The sequence below is a fragment of the Tepidimonas thermarum genome, assembly GCF_007556705.1.
Classification (GTDB): Bacteria; Pseudomonadota; Gammaproteobacteria; order Burkholderiales; family Burkholderiaceae_C; genus Tepidimonas; species Tepidimonas thermarum.
This window is the reverse complement of record NZ_VJOL01000068.1, coordinates 1-8,492: the sequence shown is the minus strand read 5'-3', so window position 1 is coordinate 8,492 and position 8,492 is coordinate 1. Positions and strand designations below refer to the sequence as shown.

The following is an 8,492-nucleotide window of genomic DNA, read 5'->3' as shown; positions in this document are numbered from 1 at the left end:
GCATCTTGCTGCGCGGCACCAAGCGCGAAGAAGTCGAGCGCGGCCAAGTGCTGGCCAAGCCCGGCTCGATCACGCCGCACACCCACTTCACCGGTGAGGTCTACGTGCTGAGCAAGGAAGAAGGCGGCCGCCACACCCCGTTCTTCAACAACTACCGGCCGCAGTTTTACTTCCGCACCACCGACGTCACCGGTGCCATCGAGCTGCCCAAGGACAAGGAGATGGTGATGCCGGGCGACAACGTGACCATCACGGTCAAGCTGATTGCCCCCATCGCGATGGAAGAAGGTCTGCGCTTTGCGATCCGCGAAGGTGGCCGCACCGTCGGCGCCGGCGTGGTCTCCAAGATCATCGAGTGAGGCGCTCGACCATGAACAAGCAAAAGATCCGCATCCGCCTCAAGGCGTTCGACTACAAGCTCATCGACGCCTCTGCGGCCGAGATCGTCGACACCGCCAAGCGCACCGGCGCCATCGTCAAGGGGCCTGTGCCGCTGCCCACGCGCATGAAGCGCTTTGACATCCTGCGCTCGCCGCACGTCAACAAGACCAGCCGCGACCAATTCGAGATCCGCACCCACCAGCGTCTGATGGACATCGTCGATCCGACCGACAAGACGGTGGACGCGCTCATGAAGCTGGACCTGCCCGCCGGCGTCGACGTGGAAATCAAGCTGCAGTAAGCGCCACGGCCCTGCTGTGCTGACACAGCCCTGCCCGCGCCCACATGGGCCGGCAGGGCTGTTTTTCATGGGGCACCCCCGGGGGGGCGCATCATGGCCGGCGCCGATGGCCCGCGCCATAATCGCCCCCATGCGGCGCAAGCTCCCCATCGGCATCCAGACCTTTCGCGAAATCCGCGAGGAGAACTATTACTACGTCGATAAAACCGCGTTTGCCCTGCGCTTGGTCAACGAGGGGAAGCACTACTTCCTCGCGCGCCCGCGCCGCTTTGGCAAAAGCCTCTTTCTGGACACGCTGGCCGAGCTCTTTGCCGGCAACGAAGCGCTCTTTCGCGGCCTGTACGCGCACCCGCGCTGGGACTGGGGCGTGCGCCACCCGGTCATTCGCCTGAGCTTTGCCGAAGGGCGGCTGCAGTCGGCGGCAGCGCTGGACGAGCACATTCACGTGCTGCTCAGCGACAACGCCGAGCGGCTGGGCGTGACCATCGAACCCCCGCCGCTGGACACCCACCTGCGCTTCAAGCGGCTGATCGAGCGCGCCGCCGAACACGCGGGCCGGCGCGTGGTGGTGCTGGTCGACGAATACGACAAACCCATCCTGGACAACCTGACCGAACCCGATGTCGCCCGCGCCATGCGCGAGGGCCTGCGCAACCTCTACTCGGTCATCAAAGGGCAAGACGCGCACATCCGCTTTGCCTTCCTCACCGGCGTGTCCAAATTCAGCAAGGTCTCGATCTTCTCGGGCCTCAACAACCTCAACGACATCACCGTGGGGGCTGAGTACTCGGCCATCTGCGGCTACACGGAAGACGATCTCGACACCGTCTTTGCCCCGGAGCTCGACGGGCTGGACCGGGAGCAGATCCGCCACTGGTACAACGGCTACAACTGGCTGGGCGAGTCGGTCTACAACCCCTTCGACCTTTTGCTGTTGCTGCAAAAGCGCGAATTTCGCCCCTACTGGTTCGAGACGGGCACGCCAACCTTCCTGGTCGATGTGCTCACCCAGCGGCGCTTCTTCACCCCGCAGCTGTCGTGCACCCTGGCCTCTGAGGCGCTGCTGTCGGCCTTTGACGTCGACACCATGGTGCCCGAGGCGCTGCTGTGGCAGACCGGCTACCTGACCTTTCGCGGCCAGCGGCGCATGGGCGCGCGGCTCGAATACGAGCTGGCCTGTCCCAATCTGGAAGTGGCCTACAGCCTCAACGACGCGCTGCTCAAGGGCCTGCTGGGCGACCCCTCGGTGGCCGAGCGTGTCACCCGCAGCGCCTACGCGGCCCTGGCCAGCGCCGATATGGCCGCCCTGCGCCGGCACCTGGAAAGCCTCTACGCGAGCATCCCGCACGACTGGTACCGGGCCAACCCCATCGCCCAGTACGAGGGCTACTGGGCCAGCGTCTTCTACAGCCACCTCGCCGCGCTGGGGCTGGAGCTCATCGCCGAAGACGTCACCCACCACGGCTGCATCGACCTGACCGTGCGGCTGCCCGAGCGCATCTACCTGTTCGAGTTCAAGGTGGTGGGGGATGCACCCGAAGGCAAAGCGTTGGCCCAACTGCAGGCCAGGGGGTATGCCGACAAATACCGCTCCAGCGGCGTGCCGGTGCACCTGGTGGGCATCGAGTTCAGCAAGACCCAGCGCAACGTGGTGGGGCTGGCGGCGCTGCAGGCGACGCTGTAGCCGGGCGCCGCCGCCGCGCACGCCAACGGCGGCGCATGCCCACGAGCGCCAACGGTACTGGACGAATACAGGCGCTTGACGCAAGCCCGTGTCGTCGCTACAATGGAGAGCTTCGCCTTTATTGGGCGAGGAAGACCCGTAACCTGCCCAGTCGTTTGGCCGTGCGCCAGATGTTGGGCCATCAGACCCGGCCAATTGCAGTCGGGAACGGAGAAAACGATGAGTCTGAGCAACTCTCTTGGGTTGTTGGGCCGCAAGGTGGGCATGATGCGTCTGTTCACCGAGGACGGGGACGCGGTGCCCGTCACGGTGGTCGATGTGTCCAACAACCGTGTGGCGCAAGTCAAAACCCAGGCCACCGATGGCTACGATGCCCTGCAGGTGGCGTACGGCAAGCGGCGTGCCAGCCGCGTGACCAAGCCGATGGCCGGTCACTTTGCCAAGGCCGGTGTCGAAGCCGGTGAAATCCTTCAGGAGTTCCGCGTCAGCGCCGAAGTCGCGGCCAAGTACGCGCCGGGCGCCGTCATTCCGGTGGCCGAGCTGTTCCAGCCGGGCCAAAAGGTCGATGTGCAGGGCACCAGCATCGGTAAGGGGTTCGCGGGCACCATCAAGCGCCACAACTTTGGCTCGCAGCGTGCGTCGCACGGCAACAGCCGTTCGCACAACGTGCCGGGCTCGATCTCGATGGCCCAGGATCCGGGGCGCGTCTTCCCGGGCAAGCGCATGACCGGTCACATGGGTGCTGAAACGGTGACCACCCAAAACCTGGATGTGGTGCGCGTGGACGCCGAGCGTCAATTGCTCCTGATCAAAGGGGCCGTTCCGGGTGCCAAGGGCGGCTTCGTGACCGTCCGTCCGGCTGTCAAGGCCGCCAAGTAAGGAGCGAACGGATGCAACTCGAACTCCTCAACGACCAGGGTCAGGCTGCCTCCACCGTGGAAGTGCCCGAGACCGTGTTTGGTCGCGAATTCAACGAAGCGCTGGTGCACCAGCTGGTCGTGGCCTACCAGGCCAACGCCCGCCAAGGCACGCGCGCCCAAAAGAATCGTGGTGCCGTCAAGCACTCGACCAAAAAGCCGTTCCGTCAAAAGGGCACCGGCAATGCGCGCGCCGGTATGACCTCCTCGCCGCTGTGGCGCGGGGGCGGCAAGATCTTCCCGAGCAGCCCCAACGAAAACTTCAGCCAAAAGCTCAACAAGAAGATGTACCGTGCCGGCATGGCCTCCATCTTCTCGCAGCTGGTGCGTGAAGGGCGGCTGTCGGTGGTCGATTCGATCAAGGTCGAAGCGCCCAAGACCAAGCTGCTGGCCAGCAAGCTCAAGGCGATGAACCTGAACTCGGTGCTGGTGATCGCCGACGAGGTCGACGAAAACCTGTACCTGGCGTCGCGCAACCTGCCCAACGTGCTGGTGGTCGAGCCGCGCTACGCCGACCCCGTGTCGCTGGTGCACTACAAGAAGGTGCTCGTCACCAAGGGTGCGCTGGACAAGATCAAGGAGATGTTCGCATGAGCCAGCCGAAGTTCGACGAAGGTCGCCTGATGCAGGTGCTGGTGGCGCCGATCATCTCGGAGAAGGCCACCCGCGTGGGCGAAAAGACCAACACCGTCCTGTTCAAGGTGCTGCGTGACGCCAGCAAGCCGGAGATCAAGGCGGCGGTGGAGCTGCTGTTCAACGTGAAGGTGCAGGACGTCAACGTGCTGAACCAAAAGGGCAAGGTCAAGCGCTTCGGCAAGACCATCGGTCGCCGCGACCATGTGCGCAAGGCCTACGTGACCCTGGCCGAAGGTCAGGAGATCCAGTTCGGCGGAGAGGGTGTCTGATCATGGCAGTCATCAAGATGAAGCCGACCTCGCCGGGCCGTCGTGGCATGGTGAAGGTCTCGCGCGAAAACCTGTACAAAGGCCCCGGGTACGCCCCGCTGCTGGAGCCGCTGGCCAAGACCGCCGGTCGCAACAACAACGGGCACATCACCGTGCGCCACAAGGGTGGCGGTGCCAAGCACCACTACCGCATCGTGGATTTCCGCCGCAACAAGGACGGCATCCCGGCCAAGGTCGAGCGCCTGGAGTACGACCCCAACCGCACCGCGCACATCGCGCTGCTGTGCTACGCCGATGGCGAGCGCCGCTACATCATCGCGCCGCGCGGCATCGAAGTGGGCCAGACCGTCATCAGCGGTGCGGAGTCGCCGATTCGCGTCGGCAACACGCTGCCGATTCGCAACATCCCGGTGGGTTCGACCATTCACTGCATCGAGCTCAAGCCCGGCAAGGGGGCGCAATTGGCGCGCTCGGCGGGGGCGTCGGCCGTGCTGCTGGCGCGCGAGGGTGTCTACGCCCAGGTGCGCCTGCGCTCGGGCGAGGTGCGCAAGGTGCACGTCGACTGCCGCGCCACGATCGGCGAAGTCTCCAACACCGAGCACAGCCTGCGCCAGCTCGGCAAGGCCGGTGTCAAGCGCCACATGGGCATCCGTCCGACGGTGCGTGGCGTGGCCATGAACCCGATCGATCACCCGCACGGTGGTGGTGAGGGCCGCACCGGTACCGGTAAGCCGCCGGTCGATCCGTGGGGCAACCTGACCAAGGGTTACCGCACCCGCAGCAACCGCCGCACGCAGAACATGATCGTGTCGCGCCGCAAGAAGTAAAGGGTTGAGCCATGTCTCGTTCTCTGAAAAAAGGTCCCTTCGTTGACCATCACCTGATGGCCAAGGTCGAGAAGGCTCAGGCCGCCAAGGACAAAAAGCCCATCAAGACCTGGTCGCGGCGCTCGACGATTCTGCCCGAGTTCATCGGTCTGACCATTGCCGTGCACAACGGCAAGCAGCACGTGCCCGTGTACGTGACCGAACAGATGGTGGGCCACAAGCTGGGCGAGTTCTCGCTGACGCGCTCGTTCAAGGGCCACCCCGGCGACAAGAAAGCCAAGAAGTAAGGATTGATCATGGAAACCCGCTGTATCGTTCGCGGCGTGCGCCTGTCGGCCGACAAGGGCCGGCTGGTGGCCGATCTGATTCGCGGCAAGAAGGTGGACCAGGCGCTGCAGATCCTGACCTTCACGCCCAAAAAGGCTGCCGGCATCATCAAAAAGGCGCTGCTGTCCGCCATCGCCAACGCCGAGCACAACGACGGTGCCGACATCGACGAGCTCAAGGTCAAGACCATCCACGTCGAGCAGGGCACCACGCTCAAGCGTTTCACGGCACGGGCCAAAGGTCGGGGTAACCGCATCAGCAAGCCCACCTGCCACATTTACGTGACCGTCGGCAACTGACGAGGAAAGGAAGACCATGGGGCAGAAAATCCATCCTACCGGCTTCCGCCTGTCGGTCAGCCGCAACTGGGCCAGCCGTTGGTACGCCAGCAACCGCGAGTTCGCCGGCATGCTGGCCGACGACATCAAGGTGCGTGAGTACCTGCGCAGCAAGCTTAAAAACGCGGCGGTCTCGCGCATCGTCATCGAGCGTCCGGCCAAGAACGCGCGCATCACCATCTACTCGGCGCGTCCGGGCGTGGTGATCGGCAAGAAGGGCGAGGACATCGAGCGTCTGAAGAAGGACCTGGCCGCGATGCTGGGCGTGCCGGTGGCCGTCAACATCGAGGAAATCCGCAAGCCCGAAGTCGACGCGCAGCTGATCGCCGACAGCATCACCCAGCAGCTCGAAAAGCGCATCATGTTTCGCCGCGCGATGAAGCGCGCCATGCAAAACGCGATGCGCCTGGGCGCCCAGGGTGTCAAGATCATGTCGTCGGGGCGCCTCAACGGCATCGAAATCGCGCGCACCGAGTGGTACCGCGAAGGCCGTGTGCCGCTGCACACGCTGCGCGCCGACATCGACTACGGCACCTCGGTTGCCAAGACCACCTACGGCACCATCGGTGTTAAGGTGTGGGTCTACAAGGGTGACAACCTGGGTCGCAACGATGTGCCGTCGCTGGACAGCACGCCGCGTCCCGCCGACGAGGAACGCCGCAGCCGTGGCCCGCGCCGTGATGGCGCGCGCGCCGGCCGTGGCGCGCCCCGCCGTGGCGGCAGCCATGCCGCGCCGGCCGATGGCTCGGACAAGCCGGCCGAGGCCACCGCTCAACCCGCCGTTAAGCGCGTTCGTTCCGACGCACCCGCATCTGCAGCAGCGGACGGCAAAGGAGAATAATCATGTTGCAACCTGCTCGTCGCAAGTTCCGCAAGGAGCACAAAGGCCGCAACACCGGGGTCGCCACCAGTGGCACCACCGTCGTGTTTGGCGACTATGGCCTCAAGGCCACGGACCGCGGCCGTCTGACCGCTCGCCAGATCGAGGCGGCGCGTCGCGCCATCAGCCGCCACGTCAAGCGCGGCGGCCGCATTTGGATCCGCGTGTTCCCGGACAAGCCCATCACCAAGAAACCGGCCGAGGTCCGCATGGGCAACGGCAAGGGCGGTGTCGAGTTCTACGTGGCCGAGATTCAGCCCGGCAAAGTGCTCTACGAGATCGTCGGCGTGCCCGAACAGTTGGCGCGTGAGGCGTTCCAGCTCGCGGCGGCCAAGCTGCCGCTGCGCACCACGTTCGTGACGCGCATGCTGGGCCAGTGAGGAAGGACCATCCCATGAAATCCGCTGAACTGCGCCAAAAGGACGTCGCCGCGCTGCAGGCCGAAATCAAATCGCTGCAGAAGGCCCATTTCAACCTGCGCATGCAAAAGGCCACGCAACAGCTGGGCAACACGGCTGCGCTGCGTCAGACCCGCCGGGCCATCGCTCGCGCCAAGACCATTCTGGCCGAGAAGCAGGCCACCGGCCAGTGAGGAGTACACCATGACGCAAGGCAAACTCAAGCGCACGCTGATTGGCAAGGTCGTCAGTGACAAGCGCGCCAAGACCATCACCGTGTTGGTCGAGCGCCGTGTCAAGCATGAGCTCTACGACAAGATCGTGATCAAGTCCAGCAAGTACCACGCCCACGACGAAAAGGGCGAGTACAAGGTGGGCGACATCGTCGAAATCACCGAGAGCCGGCCGCTGTCCAAGACCAAGAACTGGGTGGCGACCCGCCTCGTGCAAAAGGCATCGGTGGTGTAAGCCCCGGCCACGGGTGCGGCGATGGATGCCGCCAGCCCCTGCCAATGACCGGTGGCGCCACCGGGTCAAACGGGACGACCGACAATAGCGGTCGTCCCGTTTTGACTTTAGGAGACTGATGATGATCCAAGTTGGCGATACCCTGCCCGATGTGACCCTGATGGAGTACTGCGAGACCGCGGGCGAAGGCTGCAGCATCGGCCCCAACCCGGTGCGTGTGCGCGACGCCGCGGCCGGCAAGACCATCGCACTGTTTGCCGTGCCGGGGGCGTACACGCCCACCTGCTCGGCGCAGCACGTGCCCGGCTACCTCAAGCGCCTGGACGAGCTGCGCGCCGCGGGCGTGGACGAGGTGTGGTGCGTCAGCGTCAACGACGCGTTCGTCATGCACGCCTGGGGCCGCGACCAGGGCGCCAACGGCAAGATCCGCATGCTGGCCGACGGCAGCGCCGACTTTGCGCGCGCCACGGGCCTGACGCTGGACCTCACGGCGCGCGGGCTGGGGTTGCGCAGCAACCGCTACTCGATGCTGGTCAAGGACGGCGTGGTGCGCACGCTCAATGTCGAAGCGCCGGGCGCTTTCGAGGTCAGCGACGCCGACACCCTGCTGTCCCAGGCGCGCCAGCTTGCCTGATGCCGGTGCGCCAGGCGCGGCCCGGCGCATCCCCGCCCGCGCTCAAAACCGCAGCTTGAGGTAGTGCGCCCCGGGCAGCGGGTTGTGGTAGTAGGGCGGGATTTCCACGAAGCCGACATCCTGGTACAGGGCGCGTGCGGCTTCCATGTCGCTGAGCGTGTCCAACAGCACGCAGTCGTAGCCCGCCTGCTGCGCCAGCAGCAGCACGCGCTCCACCAGTTGCCGGCCCAGGCCGAAGCCCCGAAACGCGCGGCGCACGAACAGGCGTTTCATCTCGCAGGCGTTGCCGTGGTCGCTGTCGAACAGGATTGTGCAACCTCTTTTCTGTAAATTTCCGGTTGGGTGGTCATGACAACCGGGTTACAGGTTGAAGTTGAGATAGACCTTGCCGGTCAGCCACTCGTCGTCGAGTTCGGCGAGCATTGCGGAAAC

Annotated in this window: 14 protein-coding genes and 1 pseudogene; 14 read left to right on the top strand and 1 reads right to left on the bottom strand. The window is 64.9% G+C overall.

The features are described from left to right. From Tther_RS12155 to Tther_RS12090, 14 genes are all read left to right on the top strand, one after another. Positions 1 to 359: EF-Tu C-terminal domain-related protein (locus Tther_RS12155; protein ID WP_484421950.1), on the top strand; the 359-nt coding region annotated here is incomplete at its 5' end. 11 nt (positions 360 to 370) lie between these two features. Next, positions 371 to 682, top strand: a complete 312-nt coding sequence (gene rpsJ / locus Tther_RS12150; RefSeq protein ID WP_058615886.1) for a 30S ribosomal protein S10 — start codon at positions 371 to 373, stop codon at positions 680 to 682. A 130-nt stretch (positions 683 to 812) separates the two neighbouring features. After that, complete coding sequence (locus Tther_RS12145; protein WP_143904242.1) at positions 813 to 2,366, top strand: ATP-binding protein; 1,554 nt, start codon at positions 813 to 815, stop codon at positions 2,364 to 2,366. A 219-nt stretch (positions 2,367 to 2,585) separates the two neighbouring features. Further along, complete coding sequence (gene rplC / locus Tther_RS12140; RefSeq protein WP_143904240.1) at positions 2,586 to 3,245, top strand: 50S ribosomal protein L3; 660 nt, start codon at positions 2,586 to 2,588, stop codon at positions 3,243 to 3,245. Between the two features lie 11 nt (positions 3,246 to 3,256). Beyond that, positions 3,257 to 3,877 (top strand): 50S ribosomal protein L4, encoded by a 621-nt coding sequence (rplD, locus tag Tther_RS12135; RefSeq protein WP_143904238.1) that lies wholly within the window; start codon positions 3,257 to 3,259, stop codon positions 3,875 to 3,877. Further along, entirely contained in the window at positions 3,874 to 4,188 is a 315-nt protein-coding gene (gene rplW / locus Tther_RS12130; RefSeq protein ID WP_143904236.1) for a 50S ribosomal protein L23, read from the top strand. Before rplD ends, rplW begins: the two co-directional genes overlap by 4 nt. Positions 4,189 to 4,190: 2 nt before the next feature. Beyond that, positions 4,191 to 5,015 (top strand): 50S ribosomal protein L2, encoded by an 825-nt coding sequence (gene rplB, locus Tther_RS12125; protein ID WP_143904234.1) that lies wholly within the window; start codon positions 4,191 to 4,193, stop codon positions 5,013 to 5,015. 11 nt (positions 5,016 to 5,026) lie between these two features. After that, complete coding sequence (rpsS, locus tag Tther_RS12120) at positions 5,027 to 5,302, top strand: 30S ribosomal protein S19 (RefSeq protein WP_068606870.1); 276 nt, start codon at positions 5,027 to 5,029, stop codon at positions 5,300 to 5,302. A gap of 6 nt (positions 5,303 to 5,308) precedes the next feature. Beyond that, positions 5,309 to 5,641, top strand: a complete 333-nt coding sequence (gene rplV / locus Tther_RS12115) for a 50S ribosomal protein L22 (RefSeq protein WP_185974540.1) — start codon at positions 5,309 to 5,311, stop codon at positions 5,639 to 5,641. 16 nt (positions 5,642 to 5,657) lie between these two features. Further along, positions 5,658 to 6,521: a 30S ribosomal protein S3 gene (gene rpsC / locus Tther_RS12110; RefSeq protein ID WP_143904232.1), complete on the top strand. Its 864-nt coding sequence runs from the start codon at positions 5,658 to 5,660 to the stop codon at positions 6,519 to 6,521. A 2-nt stretch (positions 6,522 to 6,523) separates the two neighbouring features. Then, positions 6,524 to 6,940: a 50S ribosomal protein L16 gene (rplP, locus tag Tther_RS12105; protein ID WP_143904230.1), complete on the top strand. Its 417-nt coding sequence runs from the start codon at positions 6,524 to 6,526 to the stop codon at positions 6,938 to 6,940. 14 nt (positions 6,941 to 6,954) lie between these two features. Beyond that, entirely contained in the window at positions 6,955 to 7,152 is a 198-nt protein-coding gene (gene rpmC, locus Tther_RS12100; protein WP_143904228.1) for a 50S ribosomal protein L29, read from the top strand. A gap of 10 nt (positions 7,153 to 7,162) precedes the next feature. Further along, a complete protein-coding gene (gene rpsQ, locus Tther_RS12095) occupies positions 7,163 to 7,426 on the top strand; it encodes a 30S ribosomal protein S17 (protein ID WP_143904226.1) in 264 nt (87 codons plus the stop codon). 121 nt (positions 7,427 to 7,547) lie between these two features. Beyond that, a complete protein-coding gene (locus tag Tther_RS12090; RefSeq protein ID WP_143904224.1) occupies positions 7,548 to 8,060 on the top strand; it encodes a peroxiredoxin in 513 nt (170 codons plus the stop codon). A gap of 42 nt (positions 8,061 to 8,102) precedes the next feature. Here Tther_RS12090 and Tther_RS12085 read toward each other — a convergent pair. Beyond that, positions 8,103 to 8,420 (bottom strand): annotated as a pseudogene (locus tag Tther_RS12085) (GNAT family N-acetyltransferase); the annotation flags it as partial. Positions 8,421 to 8,492: the final 72 nt, after the last annotated feature.

Bases quoted from the DNA above. Each gene is read 5' to 3' on its own strand.
- rpsJ (WP_058615886.1), top strand. From the start codon at position 371: ATGAACAAGCAAAAGATCCGCATCCGCCTCAAGGCGTTCGACTACAAG.
- Tther_RS12145 (WP_143904242.1), top strand. From the start codon at position 813: ATGCGGCGCAAGCTCCCCATCGGCATCCAGACCTTTCGCGAAATCCGC.
- rplC (WP_143904240.1), top strand. From the start codon at position 2,586: ATGAGTCTGAGCAACTCTCTTGGGTTGTTGGGCCGCAAGGTGGGCATG.
- rplD (WP_143904238.1), top strand. From the start codon at position 3,257: ATGCAACTCGAACTCCTCAACGACCAGGGTCAGGCTGCCTCCACCGTG.
- rplW (WP_143904236.1), top strand. From the start codon at position 3,874: ATGAGCCAGCCGAAGTTCGACGAAGGTCGCCTGATGCAGGTGCTGGTG.
- rplB (WP_143904234.1), top strand. From the start codon at position 4,191: ATGGCAGTCATCAAGATGAAGCCGACCTCGCCGGGCCGTCGTGGCATG.
- rpsS (WP_068606870.1), top strand. From the start codon at position 5,027: ATGTCTCGTTCTCTGAAAAAAGGTCCCTTCGTTGACCATCACCTGATG.
- rpsC (WP_143904232.1), top strand. From the start codon at position 5,658: ATGGGGCAGAAAATCCATCCTACCGGCTTCCGCCTGTCGGTCAGCCGC.
- rplP (WP_143904230.1), top strand. From the start codon at position 6,524: ATGTTGCAACCTGCTCGTCGCAAGTTCCGCAAGGAGCACAAAGGCCGC.
- rpmC (WP_143904228.1), top strand. From the start codon at position 6,955: ATGAAATCCGCTGAACTGCGCCAAAAGGACGTCGCCGCGCTGCAGGCC.
- rpsQ (WP_143904226.1), top strand. From the start codon at position 7,163: ATGACGCAAGGCAAACTCAAGCGCACGCTGATTGGCAAGGTCGTCAGT.
- Tther_RS12090 (WP_143904224.1), top strand. From the start codon at position 7,548: ATGATCCAAGTTGGCGATACCCTGCCCGATGTGACCCTGATGGAGTAC.